The sequence below is a fragment of the Bacteroides mucinivorans genome, assembly GCF_034654355.2.
Taxonomy (GTDB): domain Bacteria; phylum Bacteroidota; class Bacteroidia; order Bacteroidales; family Bacteroidaceae; genus Bacteroides; species Bacteroides nordii.
Map to the genome: position 1 here is coordinate 2,318,678 of NZ_CP178179.1, position 19,931 is coordinate 2,338,608.

The window sequence follows — 19,931 nt, forward strand, 5'->3', positions numbered from 1 at the left end:
ATCAAGATATGAAAGTACGATATTATATATTTATCTCAGCTGCGGTTCTTTTGTCCGGATGCAATGATTTCCTGGATAAAGTGCCTGATAATAGAACAGAACTGGATAATGCCAAAACTATATCCGAGCTATTGGTTTCGGCATATCCAAACAGAGCTTATGTTGAATTCTGCGAAGCTATGAGTGACAATGCCGAAGATAAAGGAGTAGCCATTCAATCAGACAGGGCTGTTGAAGAGTCTTTTAAGTGGAAAGATGTTTCGTATACCTTACAGGATTCTCCTACAGGTTATTGGAGTTCATGTTATGAAGCTATTGCTGCTGCCAATCATGCTTTGGAAGCTTTGGATAAGCTGGGTGGGATGGATACGCAGGCCCAGCGTGGTGAAGCTTTGGTAGCAAGGGCCTATTGCCATTTTATGTTGGTGAATATTTTTTCTCAACATTATGATCCGGCAACAGCCGATAAAGATTTAGGCGTTCCATACGTTACTGAACCCGAGACTGTTGTGTTGAAGGATTATAAGAGGGAGAGTGTAGCAAAAGTGTACGAATTGATAGAGCAGGATTTGAAAGAAGGTCTTTCTCTTATTCAGGATCACACTTATACCGTTCCTAAATATCACTTTACGAAGGCTGCCGCACATGCTTTTGCCAGTCGATTCTATCTGTATAAAGGTGATTGGGACAAGGTTATCGAACATGCTAATGCCGTTTTTGGTACAGGAGATGTTGCTTCTCAGTTGCGTGACTGGATCACTCATGGACAACTGTCTACTTCTGTTCGTGAGAAAGAATATACATCTGCCGAGCAGCCCTCTATTTTATTGTTGGCTTCATCTTTGACAAAGATTGCCCGTTACCAGGAGTTCTATCGATATGGTTTTAACAGTTCTTTGGAGTCGAAGCTATTTCGTAGTGCCAAGGTAAATGCGATAGGTTTGCCCTGGGCGTATGTACTTGAGAAGTGGCAGGCAGATAAAGGTGATCCGATTACCATGCTCAAATGGAAGGAGTATTTCCAACAGATAGGCATCAATGCAACGACTGGTTATTTGTATGCCATGATTCCCATTCTTACTAAAGATGAGGTGCTGCTTAACCGTATAGAGGCTTATGCCATGAAGAAAAGGTATACGGAAGCTTTGGCAGACATCAATGCTTTTTATAGCAAACGGACTTTGTCTTATGATATTTCTAAAAACGTAAAAGCCGAAGATATAACAAAGTTCTATGCGGATTATGCTCCATTGAATCCTTTCTATGAGATGGATACGGAGCAGGCAGCATTTGTGCAATGTGCTGTAGAACTTCGCCGGGTGGAGTTTGTGATGGAAGGCATGCGGTGGTTTGATGTGAAGCGGTTTGGCATAGAAATCGTTCATTATCCATATGGCATGCCCAGTCAAAAGGATGTGTTGGTCAAACGCGATCTTCGTAGAGCCGTTCAGGTACCGAGTGATGCTATTGCCTATGGTTTAACACCTAATCCCAGATAAATACGTATGATTATGAAAAGAGTATTGTTACTATTGGTTTGTGCATTGAGTATGGGACTATTTCACTCATGCTCAGAAGATTTGGGAGAATCAGGTATTGAAATTCCTGAATTCAATCTCAAAGATTTGAGTCCTACGGATTTGTATATCTATAAAAATTATACGAAACCCTATAATGTCGAAGTGATTTATCGCTGGAAAGATAGTGAGACGGATGTTGCCAAGAATCTGGTTCCGCCGGAGGAAGAGAAGGTAGAACCTTTCCTTGAAATTTTAAAAACTGTTTGGGTTGATCCTTATGTGGAAGAGGCAGGCAGCAATTTTCTTAAAGGTTTGATACCGAAACAAATATTATTGATAGGAAGTGCAAGTTATAATCCCGACGAAACGGTAACACAAGGTACTGCAGAGGGAGGACGTAAAATGGTATTGTACGAAATAAACAGTTTTAGTCCGCAGAATGTCACGAAGTTGAAGAGGTTTATTCATGTGATGCACCATGAATTTGCCCATATAATGCATCAGCAAGTAGCTTATAGCCGGGATTATCGTACTATAACGACCGGATATTCTTCCAGTTGGTATCTGCGTTCCAATGAATATGCTCAGGAAAGAGGATTTATAACAAATTATGCCATGTCTGCACCCGATGAAGACTTTGTGGAAATGATAGCTACTATGCTGACAAATAATAAAAGAGACTGGGATATAATGATCAATACGATCAAAAGTGAAGATGCCCGTTCTGCTTTACGCAAAAAAGAAGCAATTGTGGTGGGGTATCTAAAGGATGTATGGGACATTGATTTGTATCATTTTCAGGCGAAAATGGATGAAGTAATAAAGAATGTGGTATTAGGAGACTATTAGGAATTATGAGAAAATTGACTAAATATCTGAATAGAGGAATATGGATGCTATCTTTCATGGCTCTATTCTTCACTTCATGCAAAAATGAGGTGGATGATGTGTTTGCACAATCGGCAAGTGAAAGAATGAAGACTTTCTTAAAGCAATGCGATGATATACTGCAAACAGCTCCTAATGGCTGGCGACTGGATTACCAACCGGCTAATGCTGTTTCTTACGTTAGCTTCATCATGAAGTTTACGGGTAAAGACAGGGTTTATATGTGGTCCAACTATGAAGATGAATCTACTACCACCTATAATCTCAATTCGGGTGAAGGACCGATGCTGTCATTTGATACATACTCAGTGATCCATACTTATGCCGATCCTTCTACTACTCCTTTGGGTGAGGGGTATAAAGGTGACTTTGAGTTTATTATTATGGAATTGACTCAGGACTCTCTGGTTTGCAAAGGACGTAAAAATCAGGACCGGGTGGTATTTAAGAAAGTAGGTGTGGGAGAACAACATAAGATTCGCCTTATCCGTGAAATGGATATTGCCTCGATCTCCAATAATTCGTTTTTTCATTGTCTGAAGTCTCCTACGGCAGCTACGGCAGATGTGGCGCTATCAGATGATAAGAAAGAACTGGTATTTAAGGAAATGCAGGGAGAAACGGTAAAGACATCATCTGCTGCTTTTACCTTTACAGATACAGGATTTGATTTAACTGCTCCGGTGACGGTCAATAGTAAGAGTATTCAGCATTTTGTATGGAACAATGCCAAGGCCAGGTTTGTAGCCGAGAATACAGATACATTGATGACATCCAAAACTCCATTAATTGTATATCCTACTTTACAACAGGCTGCCGGAAACACTTACAGGCTGATCGGAGGAAGTTATGATGTTCAGGGTTGGGTTGAATTATACAAATATAAATATCCGAACTATGCCGGTGCCCAGCTGACTATGGATGTAGACGGTAAAACCGGTTTCTCCGTATTGCTTAGCATTGATGGTAAAGATGCACCTCAAACTGTATTGGCCAAAGAGATAAAAAAGCAGAGAGATGACATTGCTGTCTTTGTGAGGTATGGGAAGGATGAACCGGAAGGGTGGATTGGAGATGAGGTAATCAATATCTACGATAATATCATTGGCATTCAGATGTACTCTTACTTTTTTGATTCAACCGGGCACTCTGTGGTATTGAAGGACAATAAACTCTATCTGGTAAACACAAAGAAGAACTGGGTTTGGATGGAGTTTGAGAAAGTGAACAAATAAATTACAGATATAAACTAAATGAGAATTTTATGAAAAAGGAATTTAAATGGGTAGGCGTAATGCTGTTGCTGCTTGTCTCATTCGTTAGTTGTTCGAAGGAAGACGAACCTTCACTGTCTGTTTCGAAAGAAACAGTGAACTTTACAGCTTCGGCTGATGAAGAAATAATAACTGTAAGTACTAATCAGGCTACCTGGAAAGCTGTACGTCCCGAAAAAGACGATTGGTGTAGTTTAAGGTTTGAAGGTGCTTTACTGATTATTGAGGTGGACGATAATTTGAAAGTGCAGTCACGTACAACAACGGTTACCGTATATGCAGGTAATATCACAAAAAGTATTGCGGTGGAGCAAGCAGCTGCCAATGAAGTATTATCATTTGTGCCGGATAAAGTGGAACTGGATGCCAGTGGAGAAACTGTGAATGTAACCATAACGACGAATACAGATTCATGGACTTACAATGTTGATAAAACGTGGTGTAATGTATCTCGCAATGGAGATGTATTATCCGTTTCGGCAGATGAATATACGGATGGTGAACCAAGATCTGCTGTTATTACTGTTAAAGCCGGTTCTTTGAGCAAGGACATCACTGTAACCCAGAGCAATACGGGTATGGCATATGCTATTGATGTACCTGCTGATTTTTCGGCTAGCTATGTACAGAAAATAATGTATGGTGATGTACAGATTGCTGAGGTATGTAAAGAGTTTATTAAAACAAGTACTGTTTCCGAACAGATGGTTGTAATATATCCGGTTGTTTCCGGAAAGGCTGACTTGACTAAAGGGCTTGCTGTGAAAGACGGTGGTAATGTAGTGTGGGATATTGCTAAAAACAGTTGTACTTATACAGCCGGAACAGCTGGAAGTCCTTTACAAAAAGTATATCTTGAAAAAGATAAACTGGTAGCGACTTCTGCTTCTAAACTACAGAGAAACACGAGTGCTAAGGCAGATATATTGGTTGATTTAGACTATAACAAATACCGTGTTGTTAAAATTGGTACTCAATATTGGATTGCAGATAATTTTAAATGCGAAAGATATAGCAATGGATCTCCTATTAATAAAATAACCAGTGGCGCGGATTGGAAGAATGATACGGAGGGGGCTTTCTGTTATGTAAACAATGATCCGACGAATTACAAAGAGGTATTTGGAGCTTTGTATAATTGGAATGCAGTTGTAAACAGTAATAAACTTGCTCCGGAAGGATGGGATATACCTACTCAGCAGGATTTCTTATCTCTGAAAACTTATATTGTTCCGGGTGCCGATCCTACTAAAGCCATCAAATGTACTGCTTATTTAAAAGCAACCGATGGGTATTGGCAATCTTCTACAAGTGTTACACCCAATAATCTGACCGGCTTTTCTATGCAACCGGCAGGATGGAGAACGTTGGATACTTCAGACTTTACCTATTCATTTGACAGATTTGGCTATGAAGCCTACTTCTGGAGTACTACTGAATATTCGGGAGAAGATCCGTTTAGTAGAAATAGCGTCTATGTAATGAGAGCAGCTTATAATACGGATAATAGTACCCAAGGACCTTTGGGTAAAGTGTTCGGCATGTCTGTTCGTTGCATTAAGAGGTAAATATGCAGGGGCTCCCTTCACATTGTATGAAGGGAGCATATTAATAACTAAACTAAAATATAATTATTATGAAACAAAAGATTACTTTTATTCTTTGCCTGTTATTAATAGGTGGTTTGAGATTGAATGCTGTTGAAGTTTCTACATTTGCCGATTTTAAAACTGCAGTAGAGGCAGGGGGTGATGTTGTGGTTACTGCTGATTTGGAAAATGCTACATTGAGTAGTATTACGTTGACTAAAGATGTGAATATATCAGCAAAAAGCGGAAGAGTCAAAATGGATAATGTATTGTTTTCCATAGAAAGTGATATTAATTTCTCTATGAAGGGAATTATTGCATTTTGTTCATCGGAAGAAAAGACTCCTTCTAAGATATTAGTGAATATTCCGAAAGACATTGTTAAAGTATCTTCTTTGACAGTTGAAGATTGTGAAGTTTATGATTATACAATCTGTTTCCTTAAAGCATTGGGAGAAACAGAAATTCCAACTATCTCTGTTAAGAATACTGTAGTGCATGACTTGAATACCGGCAACCCTACCAATGCAGCTATAATGCTTCAAAAGGCAAAAGTTAGTAAAGCAGCTTTCTATAATGTTACTTTTTACAAGTGCCAGGGTGGTGGTTATTATTCTAATGATGCAACAACTCCGATTGATTTTTCAATGGAGAAAGTTAGCTTTATAGATTGTGGTGATGCTGATGCCGGACTTGCTGGTAGTAAAGATATCATTAATTTTGCGGCAAATGCTTCTTCCAAATATACATTGAAAGATTGTCTGATTAGCGGATCATATACAAATAAGGCTTTCTCATTTAAGTCAGTCCGATTGAGAGCTACAATCGGTCAGTTTACCATAACTAATAGTCTGAGCTATAAAGTAAATGTGTATGCTCTTGCAAATCCGGCTACTGAGCTTTATACCATGCCGTTGACTGCAACAGCGTTAACCGTTGATTATGATAAGAAAGCAATCACTACCACTCCTGCTACCATAAAAGGTATCGGTTCTTCTTATTTTAGTTTGAATGGTGCTATTACCGGAATTACCCAGGAAAATCTGACTTCTGATTTTTATATTACCGATTCTGAAGTTGTTTCTAAAGAAATATCCGACATAACAGTTTATGCTGTTTCGGGCACTCCTGTGATGGAACAAAGAGATGTGAATAATCTGTCAATAGCTTCTCTTAATAAGGGTGTTTATCTGGTTAAGGTTGCTACAAAAGATGGCAAAACAAGCATAAAGAAATTCATTAAAAGATAAGTCTCTCTCAAGTTTTACTTTACGTTAGAGCAAATGCCCCTTTACATATATTGTTATCATGCATAATAAATAATGTAAAGGGGCATTTCATATATTGTTATCGGGCAGTTAATCCTGTTATATTTCCATTCCCATGATGTAATCATTCATATAATACCCGTTTCCAATCGGGAAATCTCCTTCACGCAACTTTTTCATTCCCATCCGTTCATAAAATTGCAATGCTTTGTTGTTGCGGTTTACATTCAGTTCCATCAGGCAAGGGGCGGGATGTACTTCCTTAATGTATTTTATCGCTTCACGGAAAAGAAAGCTACCCAAATGCTGTCCTTGAAAAGAGGGGAGCACGTATATCTTTTGTAAATGAAATATATTTTCCTCCTGAGGCTGTACCGATACGTATCCACAAGGTTCTTCTCCCTTGTAGGCAATGAAGTAGACGTGTCCTTCTTCTTCCATTTGCTTGCGGATATTATCGTGAGAGTACATCCAATCCATCATGAATTCCATTTGTTCTGCTGAAATGATCTCTTTATAAGTAGCGGGAAATACGATGGAGGCCATATCGTGAATCAACCCGCAATCTGCTGTTGTAGCTTTTCTGATAGTAAACATATATGTATTGTATTTTGGTTTTATAAAACGCAAATATAAGAGATAAATAAGTATGATTGCAAAAGTACGTATTTAAATGTGAGTTAATATCCATTTTAAGACAGACTTAAATAGTATTTTAACAGAGACTTAAATACGTACTTTGGGATGAACGAATATATAATAAGGTGTACAACTGTTAATGACTTAATTATTATTAATTTATAGTACTTTGCATTGCATAGTACTAGAGTAATGCATATATTTGTTTCGTCAAACTAAAAAAAGAAGTTTATGAATGTAGATAATGTAAAGTCGCAGATGCGGAAAGGGATGTTGGAGTACTGCATCATGCTGTTATTGCATAAAGAGCCTGCTTATGCTTCGGACATTATCCAGAAGCTGAAGGAAGCCCGGCTGATTGTAGTAGAGGGTACATTGTATCCATTGCTTACCCGGTTGAAGAATGATGATTTACTAAGTTACGAATGGATAGAATCTACACAAGGACCTCCACGCAAATATTATAAACTGACAGAGAAAGGAGAGGGATTTCTCGGAGAGCTGGAAACTTCCTGGAAAGAACTTAATGAAACTGTGAATCATATAGCTAACAGATAATCCGATTAAAAAGAAATAACAATGAAAAAGACATTGACTGTAAATTTAGGTGGAACTGTCTTCCATATAGATGAGGATGCCTACCGATTGCTGGACAACTATTTGTGCAACCTCAAACTTCATTTTCGTAAGCAAGAGGGTGCCGAAGAAATAGTAGATGATATTGAGAACCGTATTTCGGAATTGTTTCTGGAAAAACTGAATGCAGGTTCGCAAGTGATTACACTTACTGATGTAGAAGAGGTAATTGCCCGTGTGGGAAAACCTGAGGATTTCGGAACTACCGATGAAGAAGAAAAGAAAACTTCAACAAGTAATTCTACTTCTTATACCTATACTACCCGGCGCCGGTTGTATCGTAATCCGGATGATAAGTTGTTGGGCGGAGTATTGAGTGGGCTGGCTGCCTATTTGGGATGGGATCCGACCTTGTTGCGCCTGTTGGCACTGGTCATTCTTATTTGTGGATATGGTACATTAATTCCTGTATATATCATTTGCTGGCTTGTTATTCCGGAGGCCCGTACTGCGGCAGAGAAGCTTAGTATGCGTGGCGAAGCGGTAACTGTTGAGAATATAGGAAAGACAGTGACCGATGGTTTTGAAAAAGTAGCCAATGGTGTGAATAGCTATATGCATTCAGATAAACCGCGTACCTTTCTTCAAAAACTGGGAGATGCGTTTGTTGCGGTTGCAGGATTCTTTTTGAAAGCCTGTCTGGTAGTGTTGGCCATTGTTTTCAGTCCGGTGTTGTTTGTACTTGCTATTGTCTTTGTGGCATTGGTTATTGCTGCCATTGCGGCAGCCATTGGTGGGGGAGCCGTTCTGTATGAAATGCTTCCAGCAGTCGACTGGGCACCTTTGGCATCTATCTCTCCGTTTATGACGGTGGCAGGCAGTTTAGCCGGTGTGGTTTTGATGGGTATCCCGTTGGCGTGTATCGTTTATACGATCCTTCGGCAAATATTCCATTGGCCACCGATGGCAACTGGTCTGAAGTGGTCTTTACTGGTTCTCTGGATACTCGGACTGGTTATTTTCCTGGTAAATCTCTCTGCTTTGGGATGGCAATTTCCGCTTTATGGTATCCATTCAATCTAAGCATTTGTTAAATATTTAGTTAGTTTTATAAAATGTGCCCCGTTTAGTGTGTCCGGGGCACATTTTTTGTTTATTCTATTTGTAAGTCAATGATTTTTATTTAAGTTTGTGATATCTTATTTGGTTTAGAGAAATATGGGTGAGCATATATGTTTCAGACGTAACGAGCGTCTGGCCACTATAAACCCCTATTGGAGGGGAAATCCAATGGTAAAAGGGCGGTTCTTCAATCGGCAGCATCGTTTTCGGCCCGGAATGGGCAGTGTGTTGAAATGGCGTTTGTCTCCCAATCCGCAACGGAAAGAGAAACGTACCGTTAAGTGGGAACCGAGAGTAAACTATCTTCGTTCATTGGATGCAGTTACGGGAAACTCATTGATATGGCTTGGGCATAATTCTTTTTTTCTGCAACTGGCAGGGAAACGTATTATGTTTGACCCGGTATTCGGGAGTATTCCCTTTGTACGTCGAAGAAGTCAGTTTCCTGCCAATACGGACATTTTTACCGGAATTGATTATCTGTTGATTAGTCACGATCATTTTGATCATTTGGATAAACAGAGTGTCGGTTGTCTATTAAAGAGCAATCCTCAGATGAAACTTTTCTGCGGCTTGGGTACCGGAGAGTTGATAAAAAGCTGGTTTCCGGAGATTGAGATGGTAGAGGCCGGATGGTATCAGCAGATAATGGATGAAGGATTGAAAATCACTTTTCTGCCTGCCCAGCATTGGAGTAAACGTTCGGTGCGTGATGGCGGACAGCGCCTTTGGGGTGCATTTATGATTCAGGGAGATGGTATGTCTGTTTATTATAGTGGTGATACCGGATATTCACAACATTTTTCGGAGATGCCGGAACTTTTCGGTGCTCCCGATTATGCCTTAGTGGGGATTGGTGCTTACAAGCCCCGCTGGTTTATGCGTCCCAATCATATTTCTCCTCATGAAGCATTGACGGCTTCACAAGAGATGCAGGCAGGATTGACTATCCCGATGCATTACGGAACATTCGATTTATCAGATGAGCCACTTCATGATCCTCCTCAGGTATTTGCTGCTGAGGCAAAAAAACGGAAGGTCAATGTGGTTATTCCTGCACTTGGAGAGATTGTGAAGTTGAAAAGACAGAAGTAAAGATTGTATTATTATTTTTATAAAGAACATCGCTTGTCGCACCTCCCTGTGCGGGAAGCACAAATAGCAATGAAAAAGGTAGAAATAAAAGAGCTTTCGGAGAATTTTTTTGAAGCCATTGGCAAAGAGTGGATGTTGGTGACAGCCGGTAACAAAGATGGTTTTAATACCATGACTGCTAGTTGGGGAGGTATTGGCTGGTTGTGGAACAAACCGGTAGCCTTTGTCTTTGTTCGCCCCGAACGATATACGTATGAGTTTATTGAGAAAGGCGATTATCTCACCCTCTCTTTTCTGGGAGAAGAAAATAAAAAGATTCATGCCGTTTGCGGATCAAAGTCAGGTAGAGAAGTAGATAAAGTGAAAGAAACCGGATTGAAGCCGTTGTTTACAGAGCAAGGAAATGTGTTTTTTGAACAGTCCCGTCTGAGTTTAGAATGTAAAAAGCTCTATGCGGATGCTATTGATCCTGAAAATTTCTTTGATAAGAAACTGATTGATAAATGGTATGGAGGTGCACATGGTGGTTTTCACAAAATGTATGTGGTTGAAATAGAGAGCGTGTGGATGCGTTGATACTGGTCTGTTATTCTTCTGAGAAGGATGCAGTTGGTATAACTTTTCAACCTCATCCTTCTCAGAAGAAATGAATAATCAAATCACCTAAAACCTATTTTTATTTTTCCTTGTTTCCTTTCCACTTTTAGCCATTTTTTTCATTTTGTTTTTTCTTTAGTTGTCACTTTAAAAGAACTTAGGAGTAGTCCACCCATAAGTGCCCCCCATAAAGCACTATTAACAGGTGAAGATGTGATAGGGCAACTCCCGGTGGCGCAACCTACAAATTTCCAGTACAGAAAACCACCCAATGCACCAACTGCTATTCCTGTCAAAGTAAGCCACTGGCTTTTAAAGAAATTTCTTATCATATTATTCTGTTATTAAAGCTTCGTTTTGAAGCATATAGTTATGTAATCAGCTTAACTATTTTTCTATTAAAACAAATTTCCTTCGGAAAATATTTGTATAGCAACATTTATTTGCTAATAATTCATGGATTTGATAAGAATTAAGAAAAAGGGATCAACTTTGTTGTGTATAAACTTGCTTGATTTCTATTTTGATAGTGTAATTCCGTTCATCAGTTATAAAATGGAGTTCTGACAGAAGAGAATAGCTTGTCTCCTGAGTATGTAAAGTCATTGTAAAAGACCATAGTAAGAATAAGTAATAATCTTTACCCTCACTAGGTCATTATTAAAAAGTATATCCTATAGCACCCGACCATGCATTGTAGAGTGGAAGGCCAAGACCTGCATGGTGAGCAGCTTCAAACTGTGCCCGCAATACAATATATTGATCTCTATGCTTTACCGGTTTGAATTGTAAGCCTGCATTGACATAGTATCCTAAAGCTGTATCTTCTGCAACGTTTTCTGCTATAGAGCTATAATCTCCTTCCTGTTCCGGACCGAACTTTCTGCCAATCATACCTGCAAATGCTCCACCGGCTTCTATAAAAGGACGTATTCTGCCTTTTGGATATGTATAGCGGATACCTAATTTTGCAGAGAGTGATGTTAGTGAGCTACTTCTGGTATAATGATGAAGATAAGTTTCAGAAATACTGCCATCTACCATCTTATAGGTTTGATAAGATCTTTGCTCTACACTGTTGAAATGAGAAATGGAAATATCCATAGATGCGCTTAAAGAGCTCATCCAACGTCGGCTGTTCAATGCCAGGTTTACACCAAACAGATAGGATAAATCAGGTTTACTAAAATTATGCCAAGGGCCTCTTGAAGGGAAACTGTATTGTTGTATTCCGGCATAAGGAGTCACATACAGTCTTAGGGAGTGTTTGTCTTCTTTAGTCTCAAATTCAATGCAATCTTCATTGCTGGTACACATTGCATAATGATAATCTTTTGCAATATCAATCAGGCCTTTATGAGTAAATGATGTTCTTCTGATTTTATGTTCCAAAGCTGGGCAATCTCCAAAGGCATATTGTAATATTGGAATATAGCGTTTCACATTACCAGTATATTGGCTGCCATTTTCTCTTTTAGTAATGATCTTGGGTGCATCTACTTTTATCAATTTATCACCACTCTCTACAAAGTAGATAGACTCATAATTCTCTGTTTCATAATAATACAGACTTTTTATACCTTGAAGAAGGTATTCTAGAAAAACAGGCTGAGGTGCTTCACTGTGCTTTAGTTCTATCGTATATGAAATATAATATTTTCCGTCATCCGTGAATCTATATCCCTGTATATCATTTGGATAATAGGTTATAATATCCGAACTCCTTTCCGGCTTAAACACACATCGTTTGGCATTCATCTTATCTGTCCGGAAGTCTATCTGTCCATATACAGTATCGTTTTGGATCGTAATAATCAGTCCGGGACGATAATTACTTTGTGCATAAGAAAGTAGAGGTAGGAAAGCAGGTGCCCAGATGAGAAGTAGTTTTAAAAGAATTGTTTTCATAGTTCTATTTTATGTAAAGTTAATCAGAGGGTTTCATTATATCTATTATAAATACACCTGACACGACGTTAGTGCTAAACACATTCCTCGTTCTTTTTCTTATAAAATGAAAAAAGTCCCTTTGATGAATCAAAGAGACTTTTACTATTTATCGGATTGGTTCTTTATTTCAACCATTTATCCAGCCATTCAAAGAATGTGCGTTGCCACAAGATACCATTCTGTGGCTTGAGTACCCAGTGGTTTTCATCCGGATAGATAAGTAATTCTGCAGGAACACCTCGCATTACCGCAGCATCGAATGCAGCCATTGCCTGATTGGCAAGGATACGGTAGTCTTTCTCTCCATGGATGCAAAGGATAGGGGTGTCCCATTTGTCTACGAACAGATGTGGAGAGTTGGCAAAGGTACGTTGCGCTGTTGCATTTTGTTTCTCCCAGTAGGCGCCACCCATATCCCAGTTGGCAAACCATTTTTCTTCTGTTTCCAGATACTGCATTTCCATGTTGAAGATACCGTCGTGTGCAATAAATGCTTTAAAACGTTTATCATGATGTCCGGCGAGCCAGTACACAGAGAAACCACCGAAGCTGGCACCTACGCAGCCCAAACGGTCTTTATCAACAAACGGCTCTTTTGTCATTTCATCGATTGCCGTGAAATAATCTTTCATGCATTGGCCGCCATAATCGCCGCTGATAGCTTCGTTCCATTCATTACCAAAGCCGGGAAGTCCGCGACGATTCGGGGCAACGATGATATAGTCATTAGCTGCCATAATCTGGAAGTTCCAGCGATAACTCCAAAACTGACTAACGGGGCTTTGTGGACCACCTTCACAGAAGAGTAAGGTTGGATATTTTTTGTTCGGATCAAACTTAGGGGGATAAATTACCCAAGTCAGCATCTGTTTTCCGTCTGTAGTCTTCATCCAACGTTCTTCTATTTTACCCATTTCAAGCTGATCGTAGATCTGTTGGTTCTCCTGTGTCAGTTGAGTGGTTTTTCCGTCCAGGGAGATGGCATAAATTTCGTCGCCCATACTCATTGAATGACGTTTGGCAATTAGTTTATCCCCGAAAAGGGCAGGAGCATCATAGTCATACATTCCTTCGGTGATCGGTTTGATAGAATCATCAGCAAGGTTGAGGGCATATATCTGTACTTCTCCATGCCATACGCCGGTGAAATAGATCGTTTGTGCATCTGCACTCCAGATGAAAGCATCTACGTTTGATTCAAATGTTTTACTGACAAACCGTTTTTCGCCTGTTTCGAGGTTCATTACGAAAAGGCGGTTCTGATCTGCTTCATAACCGTCGCGTTCCATACTCTGCCAGGCAATGTATTTACCATCCGGAGAATACTGCGGATTGGTATCATATCCTTTGTTCTCTTCGGTAATATTAGTCGTTTGCTTTGTTTTCAGGTCATACACATAAATATCCGAATTGGTAGAAACAGCGTATTCTAATCCCGTCTTTTTACGGCAGGTATAAGCTATCTTATCTGAAGTTGTATTCCATGCCAGTTGTTCCATACCACCCCAGGGTTTCATCGGACTTTCATAAGGTTCGCCATCCAGGATATCAACGATATTGGAGATTGAGTTTCCGTCAAAATCGGCTACAAACGGATGTGGGGCAGTTGTTACCCATTCATCCCAATGCTTATACATCAGGTCGGTAACGATGATACCCGATGCTTTGGGCAGATCCGGATATTTATCAGCTGTGCTTTTTACTGTTTTCACTTGTGAGACAAAAAGAATCTTTTTTCCATCCGGTGAAATAGAGAAGCCTTCAATATCCCCGTCATAGTTGGTGAGTTGTTTACGTCCGCTACCGTCCGGATTCATCTCATAAATCTGGCTGCTTCCGTTATCATTGCTTAGAAAAGCTATTTTAGTTCCATCCTTAATCCAGATGGCTCCATTCTCCTGATAGGGGGTGTGAGTGATCTGTTTGTTGTCACTTCCGTCCGCTTTCATGGTGAAAAGTTCGCGGTTACTTTTGTTTTCCGGTACACTGTAGTAAGCTACACTATACACAATTTTCTGATTGTCGGGTGATACGGATACCTCACCGATGCGTCCCATGGCCCATAGTGCTTCGGGTGTCATACGCATTCCTTCAATCTTGATATCCGATTTGCCGATGAGTGCTTCTGCGCTCTGTCCTGCATCTTTTGTTCCACCGCAGGCTGCTAACATCATTGTTGTTGACATAACTAACAGTTTGGCTTGTCTCATATTTTTTCAGTTAAATTAAGATGTGCGAAGATAACGATTAAATTTTATTCATGGATTGGGTGACAGATAAATTGAATTATATTTTCTTTTTCTGCCAGTTTCCTTTCTTTATATACCACCAGCATAGTATCAACGTGAGAGTGGCATACAGATGTTCTGTTGTCCAGCAGATAGCTACGTCTACTCGCAGATACAGGATGATGTATGTGATATATGCAATATAAATAGCTAACACACACATTTCCATGACTAATGCAGTTCGCGTGTTACCGGTTCCGGATACGGACTGGAAATATACATTACACGGAATCATTATCAGATAACCCGTGCATAGTACCCATAATGATGGTATGGAGGCTTCCCGCAGTTCCGGAATATCGGTGTAAATACTCAGTACAAGGTTGGGGAACAGAGCAAAGAATATCAACAGTGGTAATACAAAAGCATATGCGATGCGGATATGCTGACGAATGGTGCCTTGTACACATTGTATTTCTCCGGCTCCGATCAGGTTGCTGACTAATGAACCACAGGTAGAAGCAAATGCCATTGTCATCATAAATGGTATGCCTGAGACATTGCGGATGATGTTGGTAACGGCCAGTGCCCGTTCGCCCAGATGTTCTACAAAGAGGAAGAACATAAACCAGGTGGACATGGACAGCAGGTTTTGTATCATAGTCCAGAAAGACACTCCCAATATAGTTTTCAACGTTTTAGATTGAAAGGCCGGGAGCTTGTGTAGTGCATACTTCCGGCAATCAATCCGTTTCCAGGTATAGATGACGAAGAACAGTACCGATACCAATTCTGCCAGTGATGAGCCAATGGCTGCTCCGGCAATACCAAGTTTTGGAAAACCGAATTTACCAAAGATCAGGATATAGTTGAATACAACGTTTGACAGTACCATTACAATGGAGTTCAGGGTTAGGGTTTTTGTCTGCGTAGTACCTACAAAATAAGCGCGGAACATCACCATTATGAACGAGAAAAAGAAACCGAATACACGCCAGTTGATGTAACTGATGGCGGCTTCATAGATGTTTGGTGAAGAGATAATATTCTTCAGTATATGCGGTGAAAAGCATATCGATAAGGTAAACATGACGGCGGCTAATGCTAATAGGAAATAGATTCCCTGATAGAAGATAGGACCTATTTCGTTGTACCGTTGTTCTCCGTTGCGGCGGGCAATCATGATTTGTGCTCCGATACTGAAACCGAATGCCATCATAAAGATAGCCAGGTAATAGATTCCGGCAATGGCAGATGCACCCAATTCAATCTCTCCGACACGTCCTAAAAAGGCTGTGTCCGTCATTCCTATCATCTGCTCCATGATAAGGCTGATAAGGATAGGGTAGGAGATAATCCATATCTCCTTATAAGTATATTTAGTTTTCATCTCTTTGTTTGTTTATAGTCGTTTTATCGCTTGGCGTACTTTCCCGTGCGGGAAGCACAAGCATAAAGCCGGACAAATACCCTTTTGGATTTGCCCGGCTTTCTACATCATACAGAATTAATTTTTATTATTTCTTCTGTTGTTGTCTTGTTTTTGCCATTTGTTCCTGTTGCTTTTGCATAGCTTCCAGGCGAGCGGCAAAACCGGTCTTTTTCATTTGTTTCGGGTCTTTTTTCTTTGCTTCAAGGATAGCCAGCAACTTGTCTTCATCCGTTGTTTTGCGCAATACGATCATTGTACCCACACTGATCAATGTTGAAATGAAATAGTAATAGTTCAATCCCGAAGGATAATCGTTCAATACGAAAAGGAACATTATCGGCATCAGATACATCATCCATTTCATTGCTGCCATCTGAGGCTGTGCACCGGTATCCTGTTGTTGCATAGTATACTTAGTGTTCAAAACATTGGTTACTGTCATCAGCAAACAGAACAAACTGAGGTGATTACCCAGGAATGGGATATGGAACGGGAATGTAATGAAGGCATCATACGTAGAGAGGTCCGGTGCCCACAAAAAGCTCTGTTGACGAAGTTCAATAGCACTCGGTACAAACATAAACAATGCCATAAGAATCGGGAACTGTAATAACATCGGCAGACATCCTCCCATTGGGCTGACGCCATACTGGCTATACAGGCTCATTACTTCCTGTTGCTTCTTCATTGCATCTTCCTGCTTCGGATACTTCTTATTGATTTCATCAATTTTCGGCTTCAATACACGCATCTTGGCAGATGACATATAGGTTTTCCAAGTTGCCGGATATACTGCAATTTTCACCATGATGGTCAATAGCAATAATACAAGACCCATACTCAGTCCCCAGCCCGAAAGCCAATCGAACACGTTGATTGTAATATACTTATTAATCCAGCGAATCAGAGGCCACCCCAAATAAACCAGATTGTCGAGCTCCCATTTGTCATCACGTCCCTTATCAAGTGCTTTAAGCGTTTTGTAATGATTCGGTCCGAAGTAGAAGTACATATCAGTAGCCTGTTTACCTGTCGGATCAAAGAAAGTATTCATTTCAGCAGAATAGTCTTTGATATAACCGGTTCCTTGTTTCTCCATCTTTGATTTTACTACTACCTTGTCGAAGTCCTGATTAGCAATAAATACAGAGGAGAAAAACTGATTTTTGAAGGCAACCCAGTCTACGCGGCCTTCAATCTGCTTTTCATCGTCCTTGGCAGCTGAGAGGTTATCGGTTCCATCATTTGCTACCTTATACATCAATTCAGCCAGACGGTTTTCGTAAGTGTATCCTTTTTCAAGCTGACGGGCGCGTTGCGACCATGAGATATCTACATAGTCTGTTGAAGCAAGTTTGCCAGTCATACCCGTTGCCTGGATGGTAAATCCAAGTAGATAACTGTCTGGTTTCAGAGTGTAAGCAAAATCAATATAACTGTCTTTATCAGCAGCCAGACGCATCGTAATGCTACTATCGGTCTTATTAACTACTTCAAAATAGTAATCCCTGGTTTGTACTGTTTCTTTCTTATTGTAGAAATTAAAGCTCATCTCAGCATCACTGCCATTGAACAATACGATTGGTTTGCCATCTTGCCCGTTATAATCTTTCAGCATGGCAGAGTAAACACGGCCTCCTTTATTGACAAATGTAATTTCTACCAGATTATTCTGAATGGTGGTGAAGGACTCTTTACCCTCCATGGCATCAAAAAAGAGTGAAGTAGAATCTACGCTTGTTGTTTCTTCTTTTTCATTAGCCAATGCAGCGGCAGTTTTAGCTTTTAGAGCTTCCTCCTGTTTTTGCACCACTGCAATGGAGTCGTAGTATCTCTTTTGTGCAGCAAGCTGTTCTTCACTCGGACGACTAAAGAAACTGAAACCCACTAATAATAGCGCTATTAAAACGAGACCCGTAATGGTGTTCTTATCCATTTTTTTAGAGTTATGAATTATGATTTATTTTTATTTTCCGATTGCCGCCTTGATGAATGATACGAACAATGGATGTGGATTCAATACCGTACTGCTATATTCCGGATGGAACTGAGTACCTACGAACCATTTCAAGGTAGGGATTTCTACAATCTCTACAAGACCTGATTCAGGATTGATACCAGTACATTTCATGCCGGCTGCTTCATATTCAGTTTTAAAGTCGTTATTGAATTCGTAGCGGTGACGGTGACGTTCCTGAATGTGTTCTGTTTTATAGGCTTCGTAAGCTTTACTACCTTTTTCCAATGTACATTCATATGCACCCAAACGCATGGTTCCTCCCATATTAGTGATTGCCTTCTGCTCTTCCATGATGTCGATAACATTGTGCGGTGTTTTCTCATCCATTTCACGTGAGTTGGCATCTTTGTATCCAAGTACGTTACGGGCAAATTCGATAGCAATGCACTGCATACCCAAACAAATACCGAATGTAGGAATGTTGTGGGTACGGGTATACTTGATAGCTACAAATTTACCATCAATACCACGTTGGCCAAATCCGGGACCTATCATTACGCCGGACATTCCCTTCAATGCTTCTTCTACATTGTCATCTGTAAGTGTTTCACTGTTTACGAAATCCACCTCAACTTTGCAGTCATTGTAAGTTCCGGCTTGTGAAAGCGCTTCACGGATAGATTTGTATGCGTCTTGCAAGTCGTATTTACCAACTAACGCAATATGTACGGGTTCTTTCTGTTCTGCTTTATGACGACGTTCGAGGAATGCACGCCACGGACCTAATCCCGGAGTTTCTCCAACAGGAAGTCCCATCTTTTTCAGGATTGTTTCATCTAATCCCTGAGCCTGCATCAGCAAAGGTACTTCGTAGATAGTAGGAGCATCAATACTTTGTACTACTGCATTCTCATCTACATTGCAGAACAATGCCACTTTTTTACGAAGTCCGGCGGTAAGTTCGTGCTCTGTACGTAATACCAGAATATCCGGTTGGATACCTGCACTTTGTAACTCTTTTACCGAATGCTGAGTCGGTTTGGTTTTCAGTTCACCGGCTGCAGCCAGATAAGGTACATAAGTAAGGTGTACACATAATGCATCTTTACCTAATTCCCATTTTAACTGGCGAATACTTTCCACATAAGGAAGTGATTCAATATCGCCTACTGTTCCGCCAATTTCGGTAATTACAAAGTCGAATTTGTATTTATTACCTAATAGTTTGACGTTGCGTTTAATTTCGTCTGTAATATGTGGGATTACCTGAATGGTTCTGCCCAAATAGTCACCACGACGTTCTTTGTCAATTACACTTTTGTAAATACGTCCGGTAGTAATGTTATTGGCTTTTGTTGTCTGAATTCCTAGGAAGCGTTCGTAATGTCCTAAATCGAGGTCAGCTTCGTGTCCATCTACAGTCACGTAACATTCTCCGTGTTCATAAGGGTTCAGTGTTCCCGGGTCGATGTTGATGTACGGGTCAAACTTCTGAATGGTTACATTGTAACCTCTTGCTTGCAGCAATTTACCGATGGATGATGAGATAATACCTTTTCCTAACGAGGAAGCTACACCACCGGTGACGAAAATATACTTTGTTTCTCCCACAGCTATAACTGTTTTAATTATTTGTTTACTAGTAGTATTCTAAAGAATCTAACGCATTAAAAACTGCAAAATTACAAAAAAATGAGGAAGTAGTAAGTATTCACAGAAACAAATTTATTAAAAAATGCAATTCCCTCCTTAAAGCCTTACAAAAAGGTTGGTGAAAACAACTTTTTACTTTT

The 19,931-nt window shown here is 40.0% G+C and carries 16 protein-coding genes; 9 read left to right on the plus strand and 7 right to left on the minus strand.

Features of this window, described 5'->3' with window-relative positions; genetic code table 11:
- Positions 1 to 8: 8 nt before the first annotated feature.
- From VCM39_RS08445 to VCM39_RS08465, 5 genes are all read left to right on the plus strand, one after another.
- Positions 9 to 1,499 carry a RagB/SusD family nutrient uptake outer membrane protein gene (locus tag VCM39_RS08445; protein ID WP_322933082.1) on the plus strand — a complete coding sequence of 497 codons (1,491 nt, stop codon included), beginning with the start codon at positions 9 to 11 and terminating at the stop codon, positions 1,497 to 1,499.
- A gap of 12 nt (positions 1,500 to 1,511) precedes the next feature.
- Positions 1,512 to 2,369, plus strand: a complete 858-nt coding sequence (locus VCM39_RS08450; protein ID WP_195348792.1) for a putative zinc-binding metallopeptidase — start codon at positions 1,512 to 1,514, stop codon at positions 2,367 to 2,369.
- A 5-nt stretch (positions 2,370 to 2,374) separates the two neighbouring features.
- Positions 2,375 to 3,643 carry a DUF4302 domain-containing protein gene (locus tag VCM39_RS08455; protein WP_289291987.1) on the plus strand — a complete coding sequence of 423 codons (1,269 nt, stop codon included), beginning with the start codon at positions 2,375 to 2,377 and terminating at the stop codon, positions 3,641 to 3,643.
- Positions 3,644 to 3,672: 29 nt separating this feature from the next.
- Positions 3,673 to 5,250 (plus strand): FISUMP domain-containing protein, encoded by a 1,578-nt coding sequence (locus VCM39_RS08460; RefSeq protein WP_289291985.1) that lies wholly within the window; start codon positions 3,673 to 3,675, stop codon positions 5,248 to 5,250.
- A 68-nt stretch (positions 5,251 to 5,318) separates the two neighbouring features.
- A complete protein-coding gene (locus tag VCM39_RS08465) occupies positions 5,319 to 6,521 on the plus strand; it encodes a T9SS type A sorting domain-containing protein (RefSeq protein ID WP_322933081.1) in 1,203 nt (400 codons plus the stop codon).
- A 117-nt stretch (positions 6,522 to 6,638) separates the two neighbouring features.
- Here VCM39_RS08465 and VCM39_RS08470 read toward each other — a convergent pair whose 3' ends face one another.
- On the minus strand, positions 6,639 to 7,136 hold the full coding sequence (locus VCM39_RS08470; protein WP_322933080.1) for a GNAT family N-acetyltransferase: 498 nt from the start codon (positions 7,134 to 7,136) through the stop codon (positions 6,639 to 6,641).
- A 273-nt stretch (positions 7,137 to 7,409) separates the two neighbouring features.
- Here VCM39_RS08470 and VCM39_RS08475 point away from each other — a divergent pair, with 273 nt between their 5' ends.
- The 4 genes from VCM39_RS08475 to VCM39_RS08490 all read left to right on the plus strand — a co-directional run bounded on the left by VCM39_RS08475 (position 7,410) and on the right by VCM39_RS08490 (position 10,547).
- Positions 7,410 to 7,736: a PadR family transcriptional regulator gene (locus tag VCM39_RS08475; RefSeq protein WP_002562628.1), complete on the plus strand. Its 327-nt coding sequence runs from the start codon at positions 7,410 to 7,412 to the stop codon at positions 7,734 to 7,736.
- A gap of 21 nt (positions 7,737 to 7,757) precedes the next feature.
- On the plus strand, positions 7,758 to 8,837 hold the full coding sequence (locus VCM39_RS08480; protein ID WP_289291979.1) for a PspC domain-containing protein: 1,080 nt from the start codon (positions 7,758 to 7,760) through the stop codon (positions 8,835 to 8,837).
- A gap of 135 nt (positions 8,838 to 8,972) precedes the next feature.
- Positions 8,973 to 9,971: an MBL fold metallo-hydrolase gene (locus VCM39_RS08485; RefSeq protein ID WP_322933079.1), complete on the plus strand. Its 999-nt coding sequence runs from the start codon at positions 8,973 to 8,975 to the stop codon at positions 9,969 to 9,971.
- A gap of 69 nt (positions 9,972 to 10,040) precedes the next feature.
- Positions 10,041 to 10,547 (plus strand): flavin reductase family protein, encoded by a 507-nt coding sequence (locus VCM39_RS08490; RefSeq protein ID WP_044095616.1) that lies wholly within the window; start codon positions 10,041 to 10,043, stop codon positions 10,545 to 10,547.
- 140 nt (positions 10,548 to 10,687) lie between these two features.
- On the opposite strand, the gene VCM39_RS08495 is transcribed toward VCM39_RS08490, so the two are convergent.
- From VCM39_RS08495 to VCM39_RS08520, 6 genes are all read right to left on the minus strand, one after another.
- A complete protein-coding gene (locus VCM39_RS08495; protein WP_221649931.1) occupies positions 10,688 to 10,900 on the minus strand; it encodes a DUF6132 family protein in 213 nt (70 codons plus the stop codon).
- Between the two features lie 328 nt (positions 10,901 to 11,228).
- Positions 11,229 to 12,476: a hypothetical protein gene (locus VCM39_RS08500; RefSeq protein ID WP_025867120.1), complete on the minus strand. Its 1,248-nt coding sequence runs from the start codon at positions 12,474 to 12,476 to the stop codon at positions 11,229 to 11,231.
- Positions 12,477 to 12,640: 164 nt separating this feature from the next.
- On the minus strand, positions 12,641 to 14,728 hold the full coding sequence (locus VCM39_RS08505; protein WP_322933078.1) for a S9 family peptidase: 2,088 nt from the start codon (positions 14,726 to 14,728) through the stop codon (positions 12,641 to 12,643).
- Positions 14,729 to 14,804: 76 nt separating this feature from the next.
- On the minus strand, positions 14,805 to 16,136 hold the full coding sequence (locus VCM39_RS08510; protein WP_322933077.1) for an MATE family efflux transporter: 1,332 nt from the start codon (positions 16,134 to 16,136) through the stop codon (positions 14,805 to 14,807).
- A gap of 127 nt (positions 16,137 to 16,263) precedes the next feature.
- Positions 16,264 to 18,114, minus strand: coding sequence for a membrane protein insertase YidC (gene yidC, locus VCM39_RS08515; protein ID WP_289291969.1), 1,851 nt, complete (start codon positions 18,112 to 18,114; stop codon positions 16,264 to 16,266).
- Positions 18,115 to 18,144: 30 nt separating this feature from the next.
- Complete coding sequence (locus tag VCM39_RS08520) at positions 18,145 to 19,749, minus strand: CTP synthase (RefSeq protein ID WP_221649936.1); 1,605 nt, start codon at positions 19,747 to 19,749, stop codon at positions 18,145 to 18,147.
- Positions 19,750 to 19,931 lie beyond the last annotated feature (182 nt).

Excerpts from the sequence above, each read along its gene's own strand:
- VCM39_RS08445 (WP_322933082.1), top strand. The coding sequence starts at position 9 with ATGAAAGTACGATATTATATATTTATCTCAGCTGCGGTTCTTTTGTCC.
- VCM39_RS08450 (WP_195348792.1), top strand. The coding sequence starts at position 1,512 with ATGAAAAGAGTATTGTTACTATTGGTTTGTGCATTGAGTATGGGACTA.
- VCM39_RS08455 (WP_289291987.1), top strand. The coding sequence starts at position 2,375 with ATGAGAAAATTGACTAAATATCTGAATAGAGGAATATGGATGCTATCT.
- VCM39_RS08460 (WP_289291985.1), top strand. The coding sequence starts at position 3,673 with ATGAAAAAGGAATTTAAATGGGTAGGCGTAATGCTGTTGCTGCTTGTC.
- VCM39_RS08465 (WP_322933081.1), top strand. The coding sequence starts at position 5,319 with ATGAAACAAAAGATTACTTTTATTCTTTGCCTGTTATTAATAGGTGGT.
- VCM39_RS08470 (WP_322933080.1), bottom strand. The coding sequence starts at position 7,136 with ATGTTTACTATCAGAAAAGCTACAACAGCAGATTGCGGGTTGATTCAC.
- VCM39_RS08475 (WP_002562628.1), top strand. The coding sequence starts at position 7,410 with ATGAATGTAGATAATGTAAAGTCGCAGATGCGGAAAGGGATGTTGGAG.
- VCM39_RS08480 (WP_289291979.1), top strand. The coding sequence starts at position 7,758 with ATGAAAAAGACATTGACTGTAAATTTAGGTGGAACTGTCTTCCATATA.
- VCM39_RS08485 (WP_322933079.1), top strand. The coding sequence starts at position 8,973 with ATGGGTGAGCATATATGTTTCAGACGTAACGAGCGTCTGGCCACTATA.
- VCM39_RS08490 (WP_044095616.1), top strand. The coding sequence starts at position 10,041 with ATGAAAAAGGTAGAAATAAAAGAGCTTTCGGAGAATTTTTTTGAAGCC.
- VCM39_RS08495 (WP_221649931.1), bottom strand. The coding sequence starts at position 10,900 with ATGATAAGAAATTTCTTTAAAAGCCAGTGGCTTACTTTGACAGGAATA.
- VCM39_RS08500 (WP_025867120.1), bottom strand. The coding sequence starts at position 12,476 with ATGAAAACAATTCTTTTAAAACTACTTCTCATCTGGGCACCTGCTTTC.
- VCM39_RS08505 (WP_322933078.1), bottom strand. The coding sequence starts at position 14,728 with ATGAGACAAGCCAAACTGTTAGTTATGTCAACAACAATGATGTTAGCA.
- VCM39_RS08510 (WP_322933077.1), bottom strand. The coding sequence starts at position 16,136 with ATGAAAACTAAATATACTTATAAGGAGATATGGATTATCTCCTACCCT.
- yidC (WP_289291969.1), bottom strand. The coding sequence starts at position 18,114 with ATGGATAAGAACACCATTACGGGTCTCGTTTTAATAGCGCTATTATTA.